The following is a 22,797-nucleotide window of genomic DNA, read 5'->3' as shown; positions in this document are numbered from 1 at the left end:
GCGACGGCCCGGCTCGCGCATCACGCGTACACGCTGCTCGCGACGCCGTCGTCGGCGACATCGTCGATCGCGGCCCGCAAGTCGTCGATCGCCACCATCAGTTCGCGGACCTGCCGCAGCGATGGGTATTGATGCAACACGGCATGCCATTGCGGCAGCGTCAGCAGCGCGTGCCAGATGACGCCGAGGCCGCGCGGATCGGCGTCCGGCTGCCGTGCGAGCGCGCTCGCGTATTCGAGGCTCGCCTGCGCCGACAGCAACTGCATCCGGCTCGCGGCGCCCAGCAAGCGCGGCGTCGCGTCGGCGGATGCGTCGCAGCAATAGAGCACTTCCCGTTGCAGCGCCGGCTCGTCGGTCGTCAACGCGCGCAGCGACGCGCCGTGCACGCGCACCGTGCCCTGGTGCGTCTCGAACGAATAGATCGTGTCGGGGTCGGCCTGCGCGAGCAGGTTCAGGCCGCGCAGCAGCCGCGGCAAATCGGTCGTCGCCGCATCCGCGGACGCCTTCGCTTCGACGAGGAAGCGGACGTTCCACACGGGCGCCGCTTCATCGCCGCGCGGGCGTTCGAGCAGGATCGCATCCCATTCGGTTTTGGCGCGGTCGTGCCGGCCCGGTATCGACGACGGCACGCGCATCGATGTGACCACACGGTAGGTGCGCCGTTCGTCCACCGCTTCGAGCCTGCCGGCCAACGCGTCGAGCGCCCGTGCGGCCAGCGCTTCGACGGCCGCGCCGCGCCGCTGCGACGCGGCGCCCTGCGCGACCGCGATCGTGCTGCCTTCGAGCGGACCCTGGCGTACCCACAGTGCGCGGTATCGGCGGACGTGCTCGTCCGACGCCAGCGCATCGAGACGCAGCAGGCGTTCGAGTGGCGCACCATCCTTCAGCTTGACGATGTCCTGCTCGAACGCGGCGTCGGTCGCCATGTCGGGTAGCGCGAGCAGTTGCTGCAGCGTCGCATGGAGATCGGCCCACGACGCGGACGTTGCGGCCGCATGCAGCCGCGCGAGCCCGTCGCGTTGCCACGCCTGGGCGCTGCGCTCGAGTTTGGCCGGGTGCGCGATCGCGTTGACGGCCGAGTGCAGCGCGCGCCGATCCTGCTCGGCGTGCGCGTGCAACGACGCGTATTCGCGCACGCTCGGCGCGTCGTGCCGCAGCACCGCGGCCTGGAAGGCGGGATCGCCGGATTGCCTGTCCATCGCGTCGCGGATCATCCGTGCGAGCGCATCGATGAAGCGCTGCTGCAGTTCCGCGCCGGGAGCGTGTCCGTCGCTCCGCAGCCGGCGCGCTTCCTCGATCGCGATCGCAAGGGTGGCGGCCGGGTTCGCGGCGTCGGCCGGCAACGACGCGCTGTCGAGCGGCGGCAGCCGGTAACGGCGAGCGACGGTGCGCAGGACTTCGTCGAGCAGGGCGGGAAGCGGCGTCAGCGACATGTCAGGTATCGGGGTGGAAGCGGTTCGCGTGATCGGTGTTGAGGCCAGGCGCGATGAGGCTGCCGTCACGCAAGGTCGGGCGGCAGCGCACGTGACACATTACGCCGTCAACGTCACCGACAAACTGCCGAGCTCGCCGAAGCGGACCGTCAGCGCGTCGCCGAGCGGCACATCGATCGCGCCCGCGTACGAACCGGTCGTCACGATCTGGCCGGCGCGCACCGCATCGCCGCGCGACGCGAGGAAATTGACGAGCCACACGAGCGGCTTCAGCGGATCGCCGTCCGGATGGCGGCCGTCGATCGTGCGGTTCAGCGCACCGTCGAACGACAGCGCCAGCGTCGCGAGCGGCACGTTCAGCCCGTCGCGCACGACCGGGCCGACGCACAGGCCCTGGTTGAACTGCCCGTCGGCGAGCAGCTCGAACTTCGACGCGCGCGCCGGCTCCGCGTAGCGGCAGCCGAGCACTTCGAGCACGATGCGCACCTCGCGGATCGCACCGCGCACGTCGTTCTCGTCGTACGGCTCGCCGCGCGCGGGCAGGTCGCGATCGAGCACGAACGCGATTTCCGGTTCGATCCGCACGATCGGGCCGCCGACGACGCGGTACGGCGCATCGGCTTCGCGGATCGTCGACGCGAAGATCGGCGCGAGGATCACGCGGTCGGGCGGCGGCAGCGCGCATTTCCATCCGGCGACGGGTTCGCCGAGCAGGTCGGCGACGCGCTGCTGGATCGCCAGCGCGGTGTCGACGTCCTCGGGGCGCAGCGCATCGGGCAGCAGCGGGCCGGGCGAGCCGGCATGGCGGGCGGCGACGAGATGCTGGGCGGCGCCGTCCACGCGTTCGGTAGTCGTTGTCATGTCGGTTGAGCGAGTTGAAAGTGAGCCGGCAAAAAAGGGCCGGACGAAAGTCGTACATTCGATGATAGCTCTTTCGGCGCGATGGTCGCTCGATCCGGTCGCGCATTGGCGGCTCGCGGCGGCCGCACGCCACCCTCGGGATCTCCGCTAGACGATCGGTTCGCCCCGGCGCCAGCAAGCCCGGCACGTTGTGCGACGTAACAGGGAAAGCGGCTTCCCGAGTGAATTTAACGACGCGAAACGCGGGTTTTCCGTCCTGCGCGGCGGCCGAACGCCGCGCGCGTGGCGGGCGCCTGCGTCGCCGGTTCGCGGATCGAATACCGGCCTGGCTTGATCGTCATCAACAACACAACCCGCCAGCCGCCGATGATGGCGACATGGCCGCGCGCGATACGGTGCGCGGCAGTTCACCCCAGCGAGGTTTGCATGTACGAGAAGATCATGGTGGCCGTCGACGGCAGCGCTACGTCGAAACAGGCGCTTGCCGAGGCAGTGAGGATGGCACTGGCGGGCGACGCGCACGTCAGCGTCGTGTATGTGGTCGACAAGTCGGTGCTGTTCACTTACGCGGGCCGTTTCGACCCGCATGCGCTCATCGAGGAAATCCGCGCCGACGGGTTCAAGGTGCTGCGCGAAGCCGAACAGATCGTCGCGGCCGCCGGCGCGAAGGGCGAGGCCGAACTCGTCGAGACCGAGAGCATCGGCGAGGACGTTGCGGAACGCCTGCAGCGCTACGTGAAGGAACGCGGGATCGATCTCGCGGTGGTCGGCACGCACGGGCGGCGCGGCATCCGGCGCGTGCTGCTCGGCAGCGTCGCCGAGCGCTTCGTGCGCGGCTCGAAATGCCCGGTGCTGCTGATTCGCGGCGACGACGCCGACGTATCGGCCGCCGCCGCGGCCTAATGAGGCGGGTGCGAGATGATACGCCGCCAGTACCGGATCGTCGTCGCGGCGATCGCCGTGTTCGTGTCGCTCGCGGGGATGATGGCCGTCGTGACGGGGCTGCTGTTCGATGAAGCGATGGCGCTGCGCGGCGGCGCGATCGCGTTGATCGTCGGCGTGGCCGGCTTCGTCGTGATGCTCAATCCGGGCGTGAAAGGCGAGGAGTGACGCGGGGCATGCTCTGCCCGCGTCTCCCGGTCGACCGGGCCCGACAGGTCCGGCGGCCGTCTTTCGAAAAGCCGGCGGTAGCCGCGGCCGCACCAGCCCCGTCGCTTCGCGCCGCTGCCCGGCGCCGTTACTCCGCGTGCGCGCCTGCCGTTCCCGGCGCCTTCGCGCCGTCCTGCCCGATCTGTATCTCCAGCCGCTTCGCCGTTTCCTCCAGCTCCGCGTTCTTCGGCTGAATCTTCCGCGCCTGCGCGAACGCAGCGCGCGCCTCATCCTGGCGTCCCAGCTTCCACAGCACTTCGCCCCTGTGCGTCAGGCCGGTCGCATAGGCTTCGCGCGTGTCGCTGTCGTCGTTGCCGCTCTTCGCGAAGATCGCGATCGACCGGTCGAACCACGCGAGCGCTTCGTCGTTGCGGCCGAGGCGATACAGCGCCCAGCCCTTGCTGTCGAGCGCATACGCATCGTCCGGTGACTTCGCGAGATGCGCGTCGATCATCGCGAGCCCGCGATCGACTTCCACACCCGCGTCGACGAGCCGATAGCCGATGTCGTTCAGGCGGTCGTCGGGGATCTCGCCGAGATCGAGCACGGCGGCGACGCGGCCCGCGTCGTGCCCGGCGATCGCGAGCGACAGCAGCTTGGTGACGATCTGTTGCCGCAATTCGGTGCTGATCCGGCTGCCGTTGGCTACCAGGCTGCCGAGGTATTGCGTGTACAGGTCCGGCGCGCCGGGATCGCTCGCGCCGTTCGCGATGGCCGCGCCCGGGCCCGCGCACCAGTCGGCGTCGGCGGACCCGGCCAGCGTCCCGGCGTACAGACTGACGTTCCGCGGCGTGCGCGATTGCGCGTAGTAGGTGTAGCCGTTCGCATCCGAGTAGCCGCACGCCAGATATTCGTTTTCCACGTCCAGTACATACGGGAATTTGCCGAGCGGCTCATTGCCGAATGGCTCGACCAGCCGGAACGATTCGCCCATGTCGCCTTCGCCGACGATCGCGTTGAACACCCACTGCTTCTGCGGATGAACCTTCGGCAGCCGGATTCTGACGGTGCGCCCGGCAGCGTCGGTCGTGCCGAAGATCACGCTGTCGTGCTGGTCCGGCTTGACGGGCAGGCCCGCGATGACCTGGCCGGGCAGGAACAGCCGGTAGCGCGCATTCGGCAGCGGCTGGTGCGTGACGGGGTCGCGCAGCACGAACCGGTGAACATGAGCGCCTTTTCCGAACGACGCCGTCGGCGCGATGTAGGTGCGCGCGTGGGCGGCGGGCAGCGCGGTGCAGTTCAAGGCCGCGGCAACGAGCGCGGCAAGAAGGCGTGATGTCATGAAATTGTGGTTCTTATATGTAGCGGTTTTATTGACCGACGGCCGGAAATGCATTGAACGTCCGGCGCAACCTTCGATAAACAACGGGCTGTGGCCCGCGAATTCCGATGCGGATTGCCGGATCGTCCAGCGCAATTCAATACGGATCCCGACCGCAGCAACGTGATGCGCGGAAGATGCGGACGGGTGACGCGCGAATGCAGTGCGCAGCATAACAGGCGCGCGCCGCGCAGTTGCTCGCACCTATTTTTGTTGTTGCGGCCGGATGAACGACATCGTGATCTGTATCGAATCATGATCGTGCCTGGAACGCCGCGCACGACGTTTCCGGCCGCGCGCGCTTCTGTCAAACTGGCGCCCATGAAACCGCGCCTCACCTCACCGCTTTCCTCCGATTCCGCGTCTGCGCCCGCAGGTTTTCCCGATGCCGACGAACTGGCCGCGCTGCGCGCGTGGTACGCGGGCATGACCGTGCGCCAGGCCGTCGAACGCTACCTGCCCGATCGTCTCGGCGCAGGGCGCTCGGCGCGCGGCGTGATCGGCGGCATTCGCCGCCGCCTCGTGCGCGTCGCACGGCTGGCCGGTCGGCCCGATCTCGCGGAACGGCTCGGTCATCCCGACGGTGAGCGTTTGCGGGAGGCGAAGGCCGCGACCGAAGCGATCGGCCTGCTGCGTCATGCGCGCGCGCCGGTCCCGCGGATCAGCGACGACGTCGGCCTGTGGCTGCCCGCGCGCGCGGTCGCCGCGCTGCGTGCGCACGGGATCGCGACGCTCGCGGATCTGACCGTGCGGATTCCGCGCCGGCGCCAGTGGTGGAGCGCGATTCCTGGCCTCGGCATGGCCAGTGCGCGACGTATCGAGGCGTTTTTCGCCGCGCATCCGGACCTGACCGAACGGGCGCGCGCGCTGATCGCCGCGACACCGCGCAGCAGTATCGTGCCGTGGGAGCAGTTGAAGCTGCCGCACGAGGTCGACGGTTCGGCCGGCACGTTCCGCGCGCCGCGCGCGACCAGCACGCTCGACGCGGACAACGATTACGCGGCCGTGCACGCATGGCTGTCTCTGCACGAATCGGCTGCGACGCGGCGCGCATACCGGAAGGAGGCCGAGCGGCTGATCCTGTGGGCGATCGTCGAGCGCGGCCGCGCGCTGTCGTCGCTGACGACCGAGGATGCGGTCGCGTATCGCGCATTCGTGCGGCGCCCGACGCCGCACGAGCGCTGGGTCGGGCCCGTGCGGCCGCGCGGCGCGCCCGACTGGCGGCCGTTCTCGGGTGGGCTCTCTGCGCGTTCGGCGGCGTACACGCTGTCGGTGCTCGGCGCACTGTTCCGCTGGCTGATCGAGCAGCGCTACCTGCTCGCCAATCCGTTCGCGGGCGTCAAGGTGCGCGACACGCGCGGCCCGAACGCACTCGACACGTCGCATGCGTTCACCGAAGGCGAGTGGCTGCTGGTCCGCACGATCGCCGACGGGCTCGAGTTCCGCAAGGAAGCGTCGTCCGGTTGGACGCTCGCCGCCGCGCAGCGGCTGCGCTTCATCCTTGATTTCGGTTATGCGACCGGGCTGCGCGCGAGCGAGCTGGTCGGCGCGACGCTCGGCGACATCGAGACGGATGCGCACGGCGACGCATGGCTGAAGGTGATCGGCAAGGGGCGCAAGGCCGCGCGCGTCGCGCTGCCGCCGCTGGCGCGCACGGCGCTCGATCGTCACTTGGTCGCGCGCCGGTTGCCGGTCACGCCGGTGCGCTGGCGGCCCGACACGCCGCTGATCCCGAGCCTCGCGGAAGACGGCGCGGCCGCGATCACGAGCGTGCGGCTGTGGAAGGTGATGCAGCGCTTTTTCGCGCAGACGGCCGATGTCGTCGATGCCGATAACCCGGCGCTTGCGCAGAAGCTGCGGCAGGCGAGCCCGCACTGGATGCGTCATACGCATGCGACGCACGCGCTTGCGCGCGGCGCGGAGTTGACGACCGTGCGAGACAACTTGCGGCATGCGTCGATTTCGACGACGTCGATCTATCTGCATGGCGACGATGTGAAGCGGGCGCGGCAGATGTCGAATGCGTTTGCTGCAGACAAGTAAGGAGGCGAGTCGGAAGTTGCTGGCCGGCAACGCGCACGCGACGACAGCGGTCGATGGTTGGGCGCGTTTCCCGTCTGCGAATGAATGACGCACCGCAGCGTATCCGCCGGCAAGACGGAACGGGCCGGTGCACACGACGGTCATAAACTCTTTCACCAGGAGCAGCGGATGGCATCGAGCCAGGGCACGGTCGATTTCATCGTCGAGCAGATGGCGGCGGCCGGCACGGTATCGGCCCGCAAGATGTTCGGCGAATACGGCATCTATTGCGACGGCAGGATGGTCGCGCTCGTCTGCGACGACCGTCTGTTCGTCAAGCCGACGCCCGAAGGCCGCGCGTTTCTCGGCACCTGCGACGAAGGCCCGCCGTATCCGTCCGCGAAGCCGCACCTCGTCATCGCCGGCGATCGCTGGGACGACCGCGAATGGCTGTCGGCGCTGATCCGGATCACCGCGGCGCAGTTGCCGGTGCCGGTGAAGCGAAGCCGATAGCGGCCATGCGCGACGCGCCACGTCGCGTAACGTCGCGCAGGCGTATTCTGTGACACATGCGCGCGTCCAGCGCGCGCCCGGAGGGAGCACAAGAATGGAGACATCCGGACATCCGCGCGGCACGCAGCTTGCGCGTCGCGCCTGGCACGCGCTCGTCGCGGCCCTTTGTGTCGGCTGGAGCGCGCTGGCGTTCGGCGCGGAAGGCGTAGGCGGCGCGGCGGCGCTGCTCGACCGTTACCACAGCCTCGGCGCGCAACTGAAGGACAACGCGTTTCACCGGCCGCTGTACCTCGAATCCTCGGAGGCGTCGTCGTCACTGAAGGGCGACATCTATGCGGTGGTCGACTATCCGTTCGCGGTCGTGAACGGCCAGCTCAACGATCCCGCGCAGGGCCCCGCGAACTGGTGCGCGGTGCTGATCCTGCATCTGAACACGAAGTATTGTCATGCGTCGAGCGGCGGCAACGGCCCGGTGCTCGACGTGAACGTCGGCCGCAAGATCCAGCAGAAGCTGCCGGATACCTATCGCCTGCAGTTCCGCTATCGCGTGGCGGCCGCGACGCCCGACTACTTCCAGGTCGACCTGACCGCCGACAGCGGCCCGATGGGCACGAAGGATTACCGGATCGCGCTGGAGGCCGTGCCGGTCGGCGCTTCGCGCACGTTCCTGCACCTCACGTATTCGTACGGCTTCGGCACGGTCGGCAGGATGGCGATGAAAACCTACCTCGCGACGGTCGGCAGCGACAAGGTCGGGTTTACGGCCGCCAGCGGCGCATCGGCCGCGCAGCCGCAGTACATCGGCGGCGTGCGCGGGCTGCTGGAGCGCAACACGATGCGCTACTACCTCGCGATCGACACCTATCTCGCGACGCTCGACAAGCCGCTCGACCAGCGCCTCGCGCGCTGGTTCGACGCGACCGAGCAGTATCCGCAGCAACTGCACGAAGTGGAAAAGAGCGCGTATCTGCAGATGAAAGCGCAGGAGATACAGCGGCAGCAGGCGGCGCGGTAGGCGGCGCCGTCCGCTGTCCTGCCGCTCAGTTCGACGCGCCGCCGACCGTGCGGATGCTGCGCCACTGCCCCTGTTCGACGCGGAACAGCGTGTAGGGCGGCTTGATCAGGTCGCCGCGCTCGTCGAACGAGATCTTCCCGGTCACGCCGGTGACCGACACGCCCGGCAGGCTCGCGACGATCCTGGCGCGATCGACCGAATCGGCCTTGCGGATCGCCGCGATCATCGCGAGCGCCGCGTCATACGCGAACGGCGCATACAGCTCGACGTCCTGGTTGAAGCGCGCCTTGTAGCGCTGCGCGAACGCGACGGCGGACGGCAGCTTGTCGAGCGCGGGGCCCGGTTCGAGATCCTGCGTGCCTTCGCCCGAACTGCCGGCGATCTTCAGGAATGCGTTGCTTTTCAGCGCGCCGGCGCCGAACAGTTGCGCGCGGATGCCGAGCGAGCGCATCTGCTTGACGAGCATCGCGCCCTGTTCGTCGAGCCCGCCGAAGAACAGCAGGTCGACGTTGTTGCTCTTCATCGTCGTCAGGATGCCGCGGAAATCGACAGCCTTGTCGTTCGTGTATTCGCGGCCGACGACGCTGCCGTGTGCGTCCTTCACGCCTTTCTCGAACGCGTCGGCAAGCCCCTGGCCGAACGCTGTGCGATCGTCGATGATGCCGATCCGCTTCGCCTTCAACTGCTCGACCGCGAAGCGGCCGGCCACCACGCCGCCGATGCCGTCGTGCCCCATCGTGCGGAACACGTTCTTGAAACCCTGCATCGTCAGTTGCGGATTGGTCGAGCCGGGCGTGATCATCGCGACGTTCGCCTGCCGGTAGACGGCCGATGCGGGGATGCTGCAGCCCGAGTTGTAGTGGCCGATCACGCCGGCCACGCCGTCGTCGACGAGTTTCTGCGCGACCTGGATCGCGATGCGCGGATCGGCCTGGTCGTCCTGCACGTCGAGCACGAAGCGCACCGGCTTGCCGCCGATGGTCGGATGTTTCGCGTTTTCCTCGTCGAGCGCGAGCTGCGCACCGTATTGCAGGTCCTTGCCGACGCGCGCGACGGGCCCCGTCAGCGGGCCGGCGAAGCCGATCTTGATGGTTTCCGGGTCCGCGGCCTGCGCGGACGCGGCGACCGCGCCGATCGAGCAGACGGCTAGCCAAACCAGCCAGTTACGACGATTCATGATGGATGCCTCCTTGCAGTGGTGGAAATCGCGGCGCGCGTCAGAATCGCGCGGCCCGGTATGGCGAGAGGTCCAGCGGCGGTGCGCGCTGGGCGACGAGGTCGGCGACGATCTGCCCGGTGATGCCGGCGAGCGTCACGCCGAGATGCTGATGGCCGAATGCGTGGATCACGCGCGCGCTGCGCCGCGCGCAGCCGATCACGGGCACACCGTCCGGCAGCGTCGGCCGGAAACCGAGCCAACTGCGCGTCGGCGCGCCGAGCGACGGCAGCGCCTCGCGTGCCGAGCGCGTGAGCAGTGCGACGAGCGAGCGGTTCATCGGCGCGTCGAAGCCGCCGAGCTCGACGGTGCCGGCCGCGCGCAGCCCTTCGTCGAGCGGTGTCATGTAGAAACCGCGCTCGGCCCAGCCGACCGGCCGCGTGACGATCTGCTCATGCGCGGCGAACTGCACGTGATAACCGCGCTCGGTATCGAGCGGTACCGCGTCGCCGCACGCAGCCGCGAGTTCACGCGAGCGTGCGCCTGCGGCAATGACCACGTGATCGAAGGCGCGCACCGAGCCGCCCGCCTGCACGTTCACGCCGTCGCCGACGGGCTCGATCCGCTCGACGCGCTCGCGTTCGAGCGTCGCGCCGCCGGTTGCGAGATGCGCGAACAGTTCGCCGAGAAACCCGTGCGGATCGGAGAAGTGCCAGCTTCCGGTGAACAGCACGCCGCGCGCGAAGATCGGCGCGAGCGCGGGCTCGAGCCGGCGGATCGCGTTCGCGTCGAGCAGCTCGAACGGCACGCCGAGCCGGCGCCGCAGCGCGAGCGACGGCTCGGCGGCATCGAACGACGCCTGCCGCGCGTACAGGTACAGGCACTCGCGCGGCCGCACGAACGCCGCGAGCCGCGCGGTGGAGAGCAGCGGCGCATAACCGTCGGCGGCGCGCGACAGCAATGCGGCGAGCGCGCTCGCGCTGCGTGCGTGGCGCGCGGGCGTCGATGCGAGCAGGAACCGCGCGAGCCACGGCGCGCCGCGCAGCAGGTACGGCCAGCGAATGCGCAGCGGGCTGTCGGCGGCGAACAGGAAGTGCGGGATGTTGCGGAACACGGACGGGCCGTTCACCGGCACGCAGCCGTACGGCGCGAACGTCGCGGCGTTGCCGAACGACGCGCCGTGGCCGATGCCAGCCGGATCGAACAGCGTCACGCGATGCCCGTCGCGCTGCAGCCATGCCGCGGCGCCGAGCCCGATGAAGCCTGCACCCACAATGGCGACGTTCGCCATGACGCATTCCCTCCGGCACACATGGTTCACACAAAGTTGAGATAAAGAATCACACAGTAATTTTTTGTGTGCAATCAAAATGAGATTGTGTGGCGCTAGTGTTTACCCGATCTCAGCCAGCTGATTCACCAGACTTTTCCGCTGACGGTTGACGGGGAGGGGATGTCATATACAATCGCTGGGCAGGCCAAAATGGCAGACAAACGCTTTTTGTGTGGTCACAGGCGATAAATGGCATCAGACAAACTTTCCGGCGAGCGCGACGGCGGTGCGCCGGTGCAGGCGAAGCGGCCGACTTATGTCGAGGTATCGAGCTCGATCGAGGAGGAAATCCGCAACGGCACGTATCCGCCGGGCAGCCGCCTGCCGCCGCAGCGCCAGCTCGCGACCGAGCTCGGCATCAACGTGTCGACCGTGTCCCGCGCGTACAAGGAACTGCAACTGCGCGGCCTCGTGATCGGCAGCAAGCGGCGCGGCTCGCTCGTCACCGGCGGCGCGATGCCGAGCATCGCGCCGGCCCGTGCGGCGCTCGCGGCGGGCAACGGCGTGATCGACCTGACCGTGAACCGTCCGGCGACCGGCGAGTTTCTCGCGAGCCTCGCGCAGACGTTCGGCACGCTGCCGAACGACCCGCGTTTCGCCGCGCTGCAGGAATACCAGCCGCCGCAGGGGCCCGACTGGGCACGCGCGGCCGGCGCGCAGTGGCTTGCCGCGCCCGGCTTCGCGCCATCGCGCGACCAGGTGGTCGTCACGAGCGGCGCGCAGCACGGGCTATATGCGGTGCTGAACAGCCTGATCGGCACCGACGGCGTGATCGTTGCCGATCGCCTCACGTATTACGGGCTCAAGGCGCTCGCGCCGGTGTTCCAGTTCGAGATCGTCAGCGCGCCGGCCGACGACGACGGCCTGCTGCCCGACGAGATCGAACGGATCTGCCAGCGCATGCCGGTCAAGGCGATCTTCGTCGTGCCGAACCTGCAGAACCCGACCGTGACGACGATGAGCCTCGCGCGCCGGATGGCGCTCGTCGACGTCGCGCGGCGCCATCACGTGACGATCATCGAGGACGACGTATACGGCCCGCTCGTGCGCGACCGGTTGCCGGCGATCGCGGGGCTGTGCCCCGAGCTGACGTTCCATATCGGCGCGACGTCGAAGGTCCTCGCGCCTGGGCTGCGCCTCGGCTACCTGAGCTGCCCGCGCGACAGCGTCGCGCTGTGCGCGGAAGCGGTGCGCACGACCGCATGGATGCCCGCGCCCACGTCGATGCTGATCGCGACGGTATGGATCGAGGACGGCACCGCCGAGCGGATCATGGCCTCGCAACTCGCGGAGATCCGCGCGCGCGTCGATCTCGCGCGGGAACTGCTGCCGGCCGGGCAGTTGAAGTCCGACCCCGCGTGCATGTTCGTGTGGCTGAGACTGCCGCCGCCGTGGCGCGCCGACGACTTCGCCGCGAACGCGAAGGCGCGCGGCGTGATCGTGATGCCGTCGTCGACGTTCGCGGTCGACCGCGCGGAAATCGAGCACGGCGTGCGCATCAACCTCGCGTGCCCGGCCACGCGCGACGAGCTCGTCAACGGGCTGCGGATTCTGTCCGGCACGCTGAAGGACCGGCCGCGCGCGCTGTTCGGTTCGATCTGACGGCGGGCGCTCAGTCGAGCAAGCCCGCGACGACGTCGACGATCCGTTGCAGCAATGCTTCGTCGTAAGGCAGTCACGGCACCGCGCGCAGCGGCGACGGCGGCGGCTCGGTCGCGGGTTCGACGGGTTCGCCGTCGCGCATCACGCGGCCGGTCGCGCAATGCACCGACCACGAGCCGACACGCACATGGCGCTCGTCGATCGTCATCCTTCCTTGCGCAATCGCGTCGGCGAACACGAGCGACAGCTCGTGCTTGCGATGGCGCGCCATCACGCCCCGCGGCAAATCCGACAACCGGTTCAGGCGCTGCCAGCGATCCGCGTCGATTTCGTGCTGGCGGATCGGGTCGACCGCGAGCGCCGAGGTGGCCGGCTGCGTCGTTCTGGCGCCATTTCTGTATTTTCCGGGCCGCGCGGATCACGCCACCGAGGTCGGATGCCAGTTCGACCGTGTGCTGCATGAGTATTGCACCCCAATTACGATAGTCGGGCGAAAGGCCGTGCGGCCGTCGCTTCGGGCTGGCATCGGCGGCGCCGCGCAAGGCTTCAGGCCGCCCGGGAATTTCATAAGACGTACAGTTCTCCCGCCATGCGCGATTCGCGCCGAACTGTACTCTTGTTCGCGCGATCGATGTGTGTACTCGTCGCCGACTGTTCTGCTTTTAAGATTCCATCATCAAGTGCACAGTGCCGCAGATCCGGTCGTACCGGACCTCTGCCGGCGCATCTTCAAGAGAGAGCCAGTGTGATGGAAAAGGCAAAACCGGAGGGAAAGATCAGGAATCACGGCGGCCCGGTCGGCGGGCGGAACACGCGCGTGTCGGACGCGCAAGGCATGGCGGCGCGGTGGCGCATGCCGGCGGGAGGCGCGCGATGAAACTCTATGAAAAACTCGCGGACGATATCGAGCGCCTGATCCGCCAGGGCGTGTACCGGCACGGCGACCGGATTCCGTCGGTGCGGCAGGCGAGCCAGCAGCACCGGATCAGCATCACGACCGTGCTGCATGCGTATCTGCTGCTCGAAAGCCGTGGGCTGCTGGAAAGCCGCCCGCAGTCGGGTTACTTCGTGAACCTGCGCCGCGACGACAGTCATGCTCCGGTGCGCGAGCTGCGGCCGTCGAAGCCGATCGCGATCTCGTCGTCGGTGGACGTGAGCCGGCTCGTGCTGTCGACGCTGCGCTCGATCGGCACCGACGACGCGGTGCCGCTCGGCTCGCCGTATCCGGACCCGAGCCTGTTCCCGTTCGAGAAGCTGAACCGCTATGCGTATGCGGCCGGCCGCGACAAGTCGTTGTGGGGCGTGACGGACGGGCTGCCGCCCGGCCATCCGCGGCTGATCCGGCAGATCGCGCGCCGCTACCTGGAAAACGGGATGTCGGTGGACCCGAACGAGATCATCGTGACGGTCGGCGCGACGGAGGCGATCAACCTGTGTCTGCAGGCAGTCGCGAAGCCGGGCGATACGATCGCGGTGGAGTCGCCGACGTTCTACGCGATGCTGCACGCGATCGAGCGGATGGGGATGAAGGCGATCGAGGTCGCGACGCATCCCGAGTACGGGATCGACATCGCCGCGCTGGCGGCGATTGCGAAGTCGCAGCCGATCGCCGCATGCATGGTGATGCCGAACTTCCAGAACCCGCTCGGCTTTCAGATGCCCGACGAGCGCAAGCGCGAGCTGGTTGAGTTCGCAACGAAGTCCGGCATGCCGATCATCGAGAACGGTGTGTATAACGAACTGTATTTCGGCGATACGCACCCGAGTTCGCTGAAGTCGTATGACCGCAGCGGGATCGTGCTGCATTGCTCGTCGTTCTCGAAGAGCCTGACGGCCGCGTACCGGATCGGCTGGGCGTTGCCGGGCCGCTATCGCGATCAGGTCGAGAAGCTGAAATTCCTGAACACGCTCGCGACGCCGTCGTTGCCGCAGCTCGCGATCGCCGAGTTTCTCGAGCGCGACGGTTACGAGCATCACCTGAGGCGGATTCGCAAGGCGTACGCGCAGCAGGCGAACCTGATGCGCGCGATGGTGTCGCGGTTCTTTCCGGAGGGCACGCGCATTTCGAGTCCGGCGGGCGGGTACGTGCTGTGGGTCGAACTGCCGGCGCAGGTCGACGCGATGCGGCTGTATCAGCTCGCGCTGGAGCAGGGGATCACGATCGGGCCGGGCTACATGTTCTCGATCACGGACAGCTACCGGAACTTCATCCGGCTGAACTACAGCAGCCCGTGGTCGCCGGAGATCGAGCAGGCGGTGATCGCGGTCGGGAAGCTGGCCGCGGCGTGCATGCGGTGAAGGGGCGTGTGTGGTGTCTTGTGCTTCTACGACGAAGCCGGCCTGGTGCCGGCTTTTTCTTGGTTCTTCGTGGATTCCCGTGGATGTCGCTTGTCGACCCGGAGCCGCCAGTCGGTTGCCCGCGACAGCAACGGCCGGTCTCAAAGTCAAACCGCCATTCATTCGCGCCGGGGCGGGCGGATGTCGGCCTTTGCCGATCGTGCTTCGACCACCACAGTTGTCAGTCTTACTTCGAGTGATCCTTGGGGATGCTGTTCAGAACTCGTTTTGCCGCACTGAGCCATCAACATAGAGCCGATGCGTTGCAGGCGACGCGGCACCTGGCTCGAATGTAGCGCGACGTTCGGCATAAGGAAGGCGCCGATTGCCTGCCCGCTCGGGCGGCTTTTGCGCTCATGCAGTGGCCTCGCGCATCAGTCGTTCGTGCGTCATCCACAGATTGCTCAGAGCGAACAGCGTGTGCAACTCTGCGGGTTCTTCATCAAGCTGCGATAGCGCACGTTTAGATGTCACCGTGCGCGGCGATGAACATGGCGACGGCCGACCGGCAGTAGGATTCGATTTCGTTGCTGTCCTCTGCTCTCGCCTCATCGAAGCGTGCGATAAGCAGTAGATCGGATCCTTTGAAAAGCGCGGCAAACAAGCGGGCGGACCGGAGAGGATCGGGCACGTTCAGAACCGCCTTCGCGTGCAACTGGCGCAACAGGGCCTCGATCTGGGCGATGACATAGGCGGGCCCGGCTTCGTAATGGAGCTTGCTTAACGACTTTTGATTCGTCTTGTCGGCCAAAACCATGGCTTCCACACTGCGGACATCGGAGCTCAACAGCGTACGAAGCAGGGATGATCCCACCGCCATGAGCTGATCTTCGGCCGAACCGTCGACGCCTTCAAACAGGGCCTGTGGTGCAAACTGATGGCAGTGGGCCGCCATGGCCGCGCTGAACAGCGCTTCCTTGTTCTCGAAGTGCCGATAGATGCTGAGCTTGGATATCTTTGCCCGCTGGGCGACCTTGTCCATGGTCGTCGCTTGAAACCCCAATTCCACAAAGAGTTCGCAGGCGGCGTCGACAATCGTTTGGCGAAGCGCCTCGTTGGCGGGCCGGCCGCGCCGGCCGTGGCTGTTTTCGGTCACGACAATTCCAGTACTTGACAGTATTCAAATTCGTGGATTAGGATACCATTAGGTATCGTAATGTGCAAGTCAAGGGCAGGTTTGAACTGGTTGTCCAGATCAGGTTTCCCCGGGCCGCCCGGCGATATCGAGCGGCATTGTCGAGCCGGTCAATACAACATGGGCAACTTTCTCGCCAATGCCGAAGCCCTGCTCGCTGACCGTCTCGAGCGCCTATCGTCGGGCGATATTCCGTGCCGGCCCCCAACCCAATTTCCTCCATTCACAACACGGAGCCCCTCACCATGAATGACGTCATCATCATCGGCGGCAGCTTTGCCGGTCTCGCCGCCGCCCTGCAGCTCGGCCGTGCCCGCCGCAAAGTCACCGTTCTCGATACCGGCCGGCCGCGCAACCGCTTTGCCGGGCACTCGCATGGCTTGCTCGGCCACGATCACAAACCGCCGCTGGACATCCTGGTCGAGGCGCGGCAGCAGCTGGTGCGCTATCCAACGATCCGGCTGGTCGATGCCCGGGCCGAGAGCGTGTCTGGCGCCATCGACGATTTCTGCGTCGTCACTGACGATCACGAAAGCCTAAGGGCGCGCCGTTTGATCCTGAGCTATGGCGTTGTCGACCAGATGCCTGCTGTTCCCGGCTTTGCCGAAAGCTGGGGCACATCCATCGTGCCCTGCCCCTATTGCGATGGCTTCGAAGTTGCCGCTCAGCATTGGGGCCTTGTCTGGTCTGGCCCGCAGTCGATGAATCAGGTCAGGCTGTTCCACGATTGGACCGACACGTTGACGGTCTTCGCGGATGGTCACGACATTGCACCCGATATCCGGGCCGATCTGGCGCACCGCAGCATACCTGTCGTTGATGGACGGATCACCGAAATCGCCCGTCACGGAGGTCGTAATGCCACGGTAAAACTCGATAGCGCCCCCGATGTCGCGGTCGACATTCTGTTCGCGCATCCGCGCACCAAGCCGTCCGCAAGCCTGCATGAATTACTCGGCCTCGCCACGGTCAATACGCCAACCGGCATCGCCCTCAAAGTCGACGAGCGCCGCGAAACCAGCATGCCCGGCATCTACGCCGCCGGCGACCTCGCCAACACCGGAATGCCCTCGGTCACCACGGCATCATGGCAGGGCGCAACGGCCGGCATCTCCGCTCAGCAGTCGATGCTGGCTTGAGAGCAAGCAGCATCGATCACCCCAATTTCACAATAGAAAGGAGCGCCACCATGGCCGCCGTAAAACCATTCAAACCTTTAGACGAGAAGTTTCCGTTTGACCGCCAACTCGGTATCGCGGCCGCGCCTGTCGTGCTCATCAACCTCTTCACGGTCGATCCCGCCGACGAAGCGGGCTTCCTGGACGCTTTCAAGGCTGCTGCCGAGATCATAACGAAGCAACCGGGCTTCATTTCGATGCAACTGCATCGAGCGCTCGGCGATAGCCCGACTTACCTGAACTATGTGGTGTGGGAATCCACCGAAACGGTTCGCGTCGCCTTCGCCCATCCCGAGTTCGTTGGGAAGCTTTCGGCCTATCCGTCATCCGTCGTAGCCAGCCCGCACCTGTTCCAGAAGGTCGCCGTCCCCGGCTTCTGCACGGCCTGACTCCGAAATATGACAAGGCGCGCTGGCGGGTATCTCCGCCCAGCGGTCGATGCTGGTTTGAGAGCGCAGATTGGAGGATGAGCATGGCCGTTGAACCGGATAGCGCGGGTGTGCGCTTCCCTCCGCCCTTCGTCTATCTGGGAGCGCTGCTGTTGGGGCTGGCGGCGGAGCGGTTCATTACCCTGCGCTCTTTCGGCATCGACTGGCGATTGCTGGCCGCGACGGGCGCGCTGCTGTTCGTTGTCGGCGCGGCGATGATGCTTGCGGCGGCGGGACTGTTCCGGCGGCTGGGCACCAGCGTTCCGCCGTCGCAGCCAACGACCCACATCGCAACAACCGGTCCCTATCGGTGGACGCGCAATCCCATGTATCTCGGCATGGCGCTCATCTATGCCGGCCTTGCGATCGGCTTTGACGGGCCGATCGCCTTCGCCTTGCTCCCGTTGGTGCTCATCGTGATCCAAACGCAGGTGGTCGCCCGCGAGGAGCGCTATCTCGAAGCGAAGTTCGGCGATGACTACCGCCGCTACAAGGCCGAGGTTCGCCGCTGGCTCTGACTATTCCGCCGCTGCCGCCTGCGGGGCCGCGAAAACAGCATGCCCGGCATGGCCGCGGGCCATCCTGAAGGTTGCGGGCCTGTGTCACGACCAACCGACCGGCCGACTGACCTCTCAGTACAGCCCGAGCGGGAGGACGGGCACCTGTCCAAGACCAGAGATACCGAAGCCATAAGAATCTCCGTAGCTGCGAGACCGTTCGCGAATTACATATTGCGAGCGGTGTAACGGAACTCAATGGATAAGAGGTTCGAGGTTCTGGTACTGACCGCATACCCGGAATTGTCGAGACGTGCCAGCGACGCTGCCGACGAACAAAATCATGGACGGAACGTCGCTTAGCTGCGTGCAGCGGACGTTCGAATGTCCGACTCTTTCGCCGGTCGACTGACCGGAACTGGCCGAACCCGGCCGGCCGCCGCCCTGCAACGCGCGACCGGCGCCGATCGACCCATAGGAGCCGTTCCATTCGCCCGACCGCTTCGCACACGTGCGCCGAGTCAAACGGCCGTACGCCCGTCCGTAACGATGGGCGGGTTGGCGATGACAAGCCTTCGCGTTACGCGGCCACGGTCCTCGATCGATTGCAATACGGCGCAGGCGGCAATGGCCCTGACATGCCAGTCGCTTGTGCGCAGAAACAGTGAGATCGGCGGTGCCTTCCTGAACAATCAGGTGTGTTGCCAATCACCTACCGCGACGAGAAGCCTGCTACGGCGTTCGCAGCTCGGTTCATCGCAACGACTTCGTCATGGCTGGGAGTCGGGCCGAGCTTCGCGAAAAGCTCCGGCATCCGATCTCGCTTCAAAGCGGCTTCTTCCTTGATCGCAGCAGCTAGGCCTTTGCGCATCATCTGCGCACCGTAATCGCAGCAGTAGGCAGGCGTCGACGGCTGTTGGCGCCACGAGTCTTGCAGCGAACCGGCATTGACGGGATCGAAGCCGATTTGATTGACCAATTCCATGATGGTTTGCTTGTCATCGTCGTCATCGCCCGCAACAGCAACCGCCAAACGGTCGGGCGACCCTTCCGGCAGACCGAGATGCGCCAGCGAATACGCGAGAATGTTGTTGAAGGCCTTGATGACTGGCCGGCGCAGCTGTCGGGATACCCATACACTCTCAGGCATCCCGGCGTCGATTTCCGGGATCCTCGGGTCGCGCAGGCCAGGATAGTAGTTGCTGGTATCGACCACCGGAACATGTAAAGGAACCGAGTCGAACAGGTTGGCCGGCAGGTTGGTCATTGCGGGTAGTGGAATCGCCAGGACAATCACGTCCGCTCGTGCGATCGCCCCCTTGACATCGCATGCCGTCGCGCCGATTTCGTTTGCGAAATGCACAACCGCCGCCGGCCCCTTCGAGTTCGCGACGCGGATGTTGTGACCCGCGGCCTTCAGACGGCGTGCAAGAGTGCCGCCGATATTGCCGATACCGATGATGCCGATTGCCATGATGTTGCCCTTGTTCTCAAACTTGTCGTTGCTGTCGGGCTTTATACTAAGTAGTACACCCCACAGTGACAAGAACCTACAGAAAAGTGGGTAACGCACCAAAAGGTATGTATGGGAAAAATCAGACAATGGAACTGCGATGATCCGCAGCAGCGCGTCGTATGGGCTAACGCGACCACCGAGGCGTTACGGGTGCTCGATGGAAAATGGAAGATCATCATCATCTGCCAGCTTTTTGCCGCCAAAGGACCGGTCCGCTTTTCCGAGTTGGAGCGACTGATCGAGGGCGTCAATCAAAAGATGCTAATTCAACAGCTTCGCCAGCTTGAGAGAGACGGTATCGTCGAACGTACCGTGTATCCTCAGGTGCCCCCGAAGGTCGAATATGTGCTGAGCGAGATGGGAGTTGCGCTCGGACCGTCAATGGAGGCGCTCATTGACTGGGCCGAACTGAGGCGACAACGATTGGGGAGCCCTGAGGCAGGGTAACGACGCGCTCAAGACTACCGCCACGCCAATGTCCGCAGCCCAGCGCGCGCGACCGTCGCAGATCGACCCATTGCAGCCCTTCGACACCGCCTGAATCAACGGCAGCTTGTGAGGTACAACGGCCATTTCCGCCATCGTCCACACCGGCGGAAGTTGGGTCCTTACCTGCGGTTCACGCGTTCGTGATAATTCCCCAACTTCCGAGCCGAAGCCCTTGGCGTGCGGGCACCTTGGAAGGCCGCCTGACGGCAGACCAATTGAGAACTGCTTGACGCTTTTGCAATCGCCAGGGTTCCCTGGGCCCAAAGCATCAATCGCCCCGCCTCTTGATACCGCCGGTCAACAATGAGATCGCGGTGCCCAGTAGATCGTCGATGTGATCGACATCCAGTCGAAGGCTATCGGGGCGCCACATCAGGCTGATAACGCCATTCATCATTGCCCACAGCGCCGTCGAGGCGTGTTCCGGCTCGACGTCTGCATGCACCCACCCTTCGTCGATACCTCGGCTGATCAATGCGGCCAATTTAGCGTTTTGCTGTCTGATCAGGGCAGCAATGCGCGCGAGCGCCTCCGGCTCATTCGGTGGCTCGACAAGGATACGGAACTGGTGCGGGCGCTCCTTGGCGAACCGCGCGTAAGCAGCTGCCACACAACGTAATTTCGTCTCCACATCGCCATCGGATGCATAGGCCGCGTCCATGTACTCGCGGTTTTCTTCCAACGCGCGCTCCGCCACGGCAATGAGCAACGCGGAACGGCCACCTACACGGTTATAGAGCGTCTGCACTGCGACATCCGCCCGGGTCGCAACCGCTTCAGGCGTGACCGCGTCCAATCCGCCCTCCGTCAGCAACGTCTCGGCGGCTTGCACGATCGCCAGGCGGGTCGCGGCTGCCCGGCGCTGAGTTCTGGATTCCATACGGGGTTTTCCCTCATTAATTGGAACGAACTACAAACATAGAATGCATTCCAACATTGGATTTCAATCTACGATTTTACACCTTGGAGGGACACATGGCCGGGCGAAGAAGTGTCGAGTTCGTGGCTGGCGGCCGCGGTGAACATTGCCGTGGTTGGCTGTACGAGCCTCCGGGGACGGGCCCGTTTCCTGTCATCGTGATGGCACACGGGCTGGGCGGAATCAAGGAAATGCGGCTCGACGCCTATGCGCAACGCTTTTGCGCGGAGGGCTACGCGTGCCTCGTGTTCGACTATCGACATTTCGGTGCGAGCGACGGCTCCCCTCGCCAATTGCTCGATATCGATCGTCAACTGGAGGACTGGTCGGGTGCGATCGCTTTTGCACGCGGGCACAGCAATCTCCGGCCGGATCAGGTGGTCCTGTGGGGAACATCCTTCGGCGGCGGTCATGTGATTCTCTCCGCAGCACGCGACCGGACCATTGCCGCTGCCATCGCGCAATGCCCGTTCACGGACGGGGTCGCGTCGTTGTTCGCGTTGAACTGGCGTAGTGCGCTCAAGGTTACCGCGCTCGCTCTATGCGATGTACTGCTATCCCTCGTCGGCAGGGCACCGGTGATGGTGCCGACGGCGGGTCCGCCCGGTTCTGCCGCGTTGATGACTGCACCGGATGCCCTGGATGGCTATCTCGCGCTTGTCCCTGACGGCACTGCATTTCGCAATCAGGTCACAGCACGCTTCGGCCTGAACATCGTTCGGCACCGCCCCGGTCGCAAAGCAGGCGACATTTCCTGTCCGATTCTGTTTTGCGTTTGCGAAGCCGATTCCGTCGCTCCGGCGGGGCCGACGAAACGGTATGCCAGGCGCGCTCCCAAAGGGGAAGTGCACGCGTATCGGGCAGGCCACTTCGACATCTATGTGGGCAAGGACTTCGAACAGGTGGTCGCCGACCAGCTGGCATTTCTCCACCGTCACGTTCCAACGAAGCAAGGAGGCGCGCATGTCGACTTATAAGCTGGCGAACAAGGTGGTGGCCATTACCGGTTCCACCGGAGGCCTGGGATCGGCCTTGGCCGAAGCGCTGCACGCACGGGGCGCGCGTCTCGCACTTTTCGACCTGGAGGCAGACAGGCTCACGGCGCAAACTCGCAGCTTCGGCCGCCCTTCCGACGTTCTTGGCTGGACCGCCGACGTCCGCGATTTCGAAAGCATCGAAGCCGCAATGGCCAATGCGGCGTATCACTTCGGTCAAATCGATGTGGTCATCGCAAACGCGGGCATTGACACCATGGCCCCGATGGCCACCATCGATCCGGCCGCTTTTGATCGTGTCATCGACATCAACCTCAACGGCGTGTGGCGTACGTTCCGGGCCGGCTTGCCATTCGTCCAGCAACAGCGCGGGTACATGCTGGCGATTTCGTCAATGGCCGCGTTTGTGCATTCACCGCTACAGGCGTCCTATACGGCCAGCAAGGCGGGCGTCTGGGCGATGTGCGACAGCATCCGTCTGGAGCTTCGTCATCTGGGAATCGGGGTCGGCAGCGCGCATCCGACGTTCTTCCCGACGCCCCTGATGGACGATGTCGTTGCCGATCCTGCCGGCCGGGCATTGTGGGGAGGCAACGATCAAGGCTTCTGGAAGATGATCCCGCGCGAGCAGGTCGTGCGAGACATCGTGGCAGGCATTGAGCGCCGCGCGGACATGATCGTCGTACCGAAGATGAACACGATAGTGGCCAAGGCACCCGGCTTCTTCAGGCGCTTCGTCGAACGCGCTGGCTTTCGCGGCGAGGACATTGAACGTGCCATCAGTCTGGCGTCGGCAACTGGCTGGAACGATTCGGCCGCGCACGCTCCGGCGAAATGAATGGCATCCGGTGGCCGCAGGAACCGATCGGCTTCGCGTGATCAGCGGGGCGGCCCGGCA

Annotated in this window: 22 protein-coding genes and 1 pseudogene; 13 read left to right on the top strand and 10 right to left on the bottom strand. The window is 65.7% G+C overall.

Features of this window, described 5'->3' with window-relative positions; all coding sequences use genetic code 11:
- Window positions 1–20: 20 nt before the first annotated feature.
- Together ACNQQL_RS17850 and ACNQQL_RS17845 are read right to left on the bottom strand one after the other, a co-directional pair.
- Complete coding sequence (locus tag ACNQQL_RS17850) at window positions 21–1,433, bottom strand: 3-deoxy-D-arabino-heptulosonate 7-phosphate synthase (protein WP_347064931.1); 1,413 nt, start codon at window positions 1,431–1,433, stop codon at window positions 21–23.
- A gap of 99 nt (window positions 1,434–1,532) precedes the next feature.
- Window positions 1,533–2,294 (bottom strand): 2-keto-4-pentenoate hydratase, encoded by a 762-nt coding sequence (locus ACNQQL_RS17845; RefSeq protein WP_204420821.1) that lies wholly within the window; start codon window positions 2,292–2,294, stop codon window positions 1,533–1,535.
- A gap of 426 nt (window positions 2,295–2,720) precedes the next feature.
- Here ACNQQL_RS17845 and ACNQQL_RS17840 point away from each other — a divergent pair, with 426 nt between their 5' ends.
- On the top strand, window positions 2,721–3,197 hold the full coding sequence (locus tag ACNQQL_RS17840) for a universal stress protein (protein WP_072437776.1): 477 nt from the start codon (window positions 2,721–2,723) through the stop codon (window positions 3,195–3,197).
- A gap of 15 nt (window positions 3,198–3,212) precedes the next feature.
- Window positions 3,213–3,404: a DUF2964 family protein gene (locus ACNQQL_RS17835; protein WP_034184541.1), complete on the top strand. Its 192-nt coding sequence runs from the start codon at window positions 3,213–3,215 to the stop codon at window positions 3,402–3,404.
- A gap of 127 nt (window positions 3,405–3,531) precedes the next feature.
- On the opposite strand, the gene ACNQQL_RS17830 is transcribed toward ACNQQL_RS17835, so the two are convergent.
- Window positions 3,532–4,725, bottom strand: coding sequence for a tetratricopeptide repeat protein (locus ACNQQL_RS17830; RefSeq protein WP_347064930.1), 1,194 nt, complete (start codon window positions 4,723–4,725; stop codon window positions 3,532–3,534).
- A gap of 360 nt (window positions 4,726–5,085) precedes the next feature.
- On the opposite strand from ACNQQL_RS17830, the gene ACNQQL_RS17825 reads away from it, so the two are divergent.
- The 3 genes from ACNQQL_RS17825 (at window position 5,086) to ACNQQL_RS17815 (ending at window position 8,314) form a co-directional block, all read left to right on the top strand.
- Window positions 5,086–6,807 (top strand): site-specific integrase, encoded by a 1,722-nt coding sequence (locus tag ACNQQL_RS17825; protein WP_347064929.1) that lies wholly within the window; start codon window positions 5,086–5,088, stop codon window positions 6,805–6,807.
- 168 nt (window positions 6,808–6,975) lie between these two features.
- Window positions 6,976–7,299, top strand: a complete 324-nt coding sequence (locus ACNQQL_RS17820; RefSeq protein ID WP_072437778.1) for a TfoX/Sxy family protein — start codon at window positions 6,976–6,978, stop codon at window positions 7,297–7,299.
- 94 nt (window positions 7,300–7,393) lie between these two features.
- The gene (locus ACNQQL_RS17815; protein ID WP_347064928.1) at window positions 7,394–8,314 is read left to right on the top strand and encodes a hypothetical protein; all 921 of its coding nucleotides are present in this window, start codon (window positions 7,394–7,396) and stop codon (window positions 8,312–8,314) included.
- Between the two features lie 25 nt (window positions 8,315–8,339).
- Here the strand turns inward: ACNQQL_RS17815 and ACNQQL_RS17810 are convergent, their stop codons facing one another.
- Both ACNQQL_RS17810 and ACNQQL_RS17805 read right to left on the bottom strand, forming a co-directional pair.
- On the bottom strand, window positions 8,340–9,491 hold the full coding sequence (locus ACNQQL_RS17810; RefSeq protein ID WP_204420815.1) for a branched-chain amino acid ABC transporter substrate-binding protein: 1,152 nt from the start codon (window positions 9,489–9,491) through the stop codon (window positions 8,340–8,342).
- A gap of 40 nt (window positions 9,492–9,531) precedes the next feature.
- Window positions 9,532–10,761 carry an NAD(P)/FAD-dependent oxidoreductase gene (locus ACNQQL_RS17805; RefSeq protein ID WP_204420814.1) on the bottom strand — a complete coding sequence of 410 codons (1,230 nt, stop codon included), beginning with the start codon at window positions 10,759–10,761 and terminating at the stop codon, window positions 9,532–9,534.
- 231 nt (window positions 10,762–10,992) lie between these two features.
- On the opposite strand from ACNQQL_RS17805, the gene ACNQQL_RS17800 reads away from it, so the two are divergent.
- On the top strand, window positions 10,993–12,405 hold the full coding sequence (locus ACNQQL_RS17800; RefSeq protein ID WP_347064927.1) for a PLP-dependent aminotransferase family protein: 1,413 nt from the start codon (window positions 10,993–10,995) through the stop codon (window positions 12,403–12,405).
- 73 nt (window positions 12,406–12,478) lie between these two features.
- On the opposite strand, the gene ACNQQL_RS17795 is transcribed toward ACNQQL_RS17800, so the two are convergent.
- Window positions 12,479–12,676, bottom strand: a complete 198-nt coding sequence (locus ACNQQL_RS17795) for a hypothetical protein (RefSeq protein ID WP_347064926.1) — start codon at window positions 12,674–12,676, stop codon at window positions 12,479–12,481.
- 602 nt (window positions 12,677–13,278) lie between these two features.
- On the opposite strand from ACNQQL_RS17795, the gene ACNQQL_RS17790 reads away from it, so the two are divergent.
- Window positions 13,279–14,703 carry a PLP-dependent aminotransferase family protein gene (locus ACNQQL_RS17790; protein ID WP_034184677.1) on the top strand — a complete coding sequence of 475 codons (1,425 nt, stop codon included), beginning with the start codon at window positions 13,279–13,281 and terminating at the stop codon, window positions 14,701–14,703.
- A gap of 393 nt (window positions 14,704–15,096) precedes the next feature.
- On the opposite strand, the pseudogene ACNQQL_RS17785 reads toward ACNQQL_RS17790, so the two are convergent.
- Window positions 15,097–15,212: pseudogene (locus ACNQQL_RS17785) on the bottom strand (IS5/IS1182 family transposase); the annotation flags it as partial.
- Window positions 15,206–15,838 carry a TetR/AcrR family transcriptional regulator gene (locus tag ACNQQL_RS17780; protein WP_347064925.1) on the bottom strand — a complete coding sequence of 211 codons (633 nt, stop codon included), beginning with the start codon at window positions 15,836–15,838 and terminating at the stop codon, window positions 15,206–15,208. The pseudogene ACNQQL_RS17785 and the gene ACNQQL_RS17780, both read right to left, overlap by 7 nt.
- Window positions 15,839–16,122: 284 nt before the next feature.
- On the opposite strand from ACNQQL_RS17780, the gene ACNQQL_RS17775 reads away from it, so the two are divergent.
- The 3 genes from ACNQQL_RS17775 to ACNQQL_RS17765 all read left to right on the top strand — a co-directional run bounded on the left by ACNQQL_RS17775 (window position 16,123) and on the right by ACNQQL_RS17765 (window position 18,001).
- Complete coding sequence (locus ACNQQL_RS17775) at window positions 16,123–17,016, top strand: NAD(P)/FAD-dependent oxidoreductase (RefSeq protein WP_347064924.1); 894 nt, start codon at window positions 16,123–16,125, stop codon at window positions 17,014–17,016.
- Window positions 17,017–17,066: 50 nt separating this feature from the next.
- Window positions 17,067–17,444, top strand: a complete 378-nt coding sequence (locus ACNQQL_RS17770; protein WP_175961815.1) for an antibiotic biosynthesis monooxygenase family protein — start codon at window positions 17,067–17,069, stop codon at window positions 17,442–17,444.
- 77 nt (window positions 17,445–17,521) lie between these two features.
- Window positions 17,522–18,001: an isoprenylcysteine carboxylmethyltransferase family protein gene (locus ACNQQL_RS17765; RefSeq protein ID WP_347064923.1), complete on the top strand. Its 480-nt coding sequence runs from the start codon at window positions 17,522–17,524 to the stop codon at window positions 17,999–18,001.
- Window positions 18,002–18,692: 691 nt separating this feature from the next.
- On the opposite strand, the gene ACNQQL_RS17760 is transcribed toward ACNQQL_RS17765, so the two are convergent.
- The gene (locus tag ACNQQL_RS17760; protein ID WP_347064922.1) at window positions 18,693–19,454 is read right to left on the bottom strand and encodes an NADPH-dependent F420 reductase; all 762 of its coding nucleotides are present in this window, start codon (window positions 19,452–19,454) and stop codon (window positions 18,693–18,695) included.
- Between the two features lie 111 nt (window positions 19,455–19,565).
- Between ACNQQL_RS17760 and ACNQQL_RS17755 the strand changes: the two genes are divergently transcribed.
- The gene (locus ACNQQL_RS17755; RefSeq protein ID WP_226114348.1) at window positions 19,566–19,943 is read left to right on the top strand and encodes a winged helix-turn-helix transcriptional regulator; all 378 of its coding nucleotides are present in this window, start codon (window positions 19,566–19,568) and stop codon (window positions 19,941–19,943) included.
- 310 nt (window positions 19,944–20,253) lie between these two features.
- Here the strand turns inward: ACNQQL_RS17755 and ACNQQL_RS17750 are convergent, their stop codons facing one another.
- Complete coding sequence (locus ACNQQL_RS17750; protein WP_072437787.1) at window positions 20,254–20,865, bottom strand: TetR/AcrR family transcriptional regulator; 612 nt, start codon at window positions 20,863–20,865, stop codon at window positions 20,254–20,256.
- Window positions 20,866–20,960: 95 nt separating this feature from the next.
- Here ACNQQL_RS17750 and ACNQQL_RS17745 point away from each other — a divergent pair, with 95 nt between their 5' ends.
- Both ACNQQL_RS17745 and ACNQQL_RS17740 read left to right on the top strand, forming a co-directional pair.
- Window positions 20,961–21,881 carry an alpha/beta hydrolase gene (locus tag ACNQQL_RS17745; RefSeq protein ID WP_347064921.1) on the top strand — a complete coding sequence of 307 codons (921 nt, stop codon included), beginning with the start codon at window positions 20,961–20,963 and terminating at the stop codon, window positions 21,879–21,881.
- Window positions 21,868–22,737 (top strand): SDR family NAD(P)-dependent oxidoreductase, encoded by an 870-nt coding sequence (locus tag ACNQQL_RS17740; RefSeq protein WP_347064920.1) that lies wholly within the window; start codon window positions 21,868–21,870, stop codon window positions 22,735–22,737. Before ACNQQL_RS17745 ends, ACNQQL_RS17740 begins: the two co-directional genes overlap by 14 nt.
- The last annotated feature ends 60 nt before the right edge of the window (window positions 22,738–22,797 follow it).

Origin of the sequence: Burkholderia sp. LFS061 (genome assembly GCF_047978125.1) — a bacterium.
GTDB classification, from domain to species: domain Bacteria; phylum Pseudomonadota; class Gammaproteobacteria; order Burkholderiales; family Burkholderiaceae; genus Burkholderia; species Burkholderia pyrrocinia_C.
Note: the sequence above shows the minus strand (reverse complement) of the source record. Positions and strands in the feature narration are given on the sequence as shown.